1 pseudogene is annotated in these 522 nt (G+C 55.7%); it reads right to left on the bottom strand.

The annotated features are described in order from the left end of the window. Window positions 1–247, bottom strand: a pseudogene (locus AB9K34_RS00190) (IS6 family transposase); the annotation flags it as partial. Window positions 248–522: the final 275 nt, after the last annotated feature.

The following is a 522-nucleotide window of genomic DNA, read 5'->3' as shown; positions in this document are numbered from 1 at the left end:
TGTAGGTCTCGTCCACATGCCAGTCCACGCTTGCACGGCGCAGATGCCTCTCGGTTCGCTTCGTCAGTTCTGGGGCGAATTTCTGGACCCAGCGATACACCGTCGATCGATCGACCTCAATGCCGCGCTCTGCCAGAAGATCCGCGACATCCTGATAAGACAGCGGATAGCGCAGATACCAGCGCACCGCGCACAGGATAATGTCACGAGGAAAGCGATGGTGCTTGAACGGCGACTTACGCGGCATGCTGGACCTCAAAAACCCGAAACGGTCCAAATGAGCCGGTTAATGCAACAGTCCCCAAATTAAGTGCCCAACCTATCGAGAACCGCCGCAATCTTACAATTAAGTGCCAAGTGACACCAGCAAGGAGCTCTTGAGCGTGACCTGCCCCCCGCGAAATCCCTCATCATGATGTAGAGTCTGCCCAACCTTGAAGGAGCAGACGAATGCGAAAGAGCCGTTTTACCGAGGCGCAGATTATCGGGATGATCAAGGAGCAAGAGGCGGGCATGCCGACG

The sequence above is a fragment of the Sedimentitalea sp. XS_ASV28 genome (genome assembly GCF_041224545.1).
Lineage (GTDB): Bacteria > Pseudomonadota > Alphaproteobacteria > Rhodobacterales > Rhodobacteraceae > Sedimentitalea.
The sequence above is the reverse complement of the archived record's forward strand: the minus strand, read 5'-3'. Positions and strand labels throughout refer to the sequence as shown.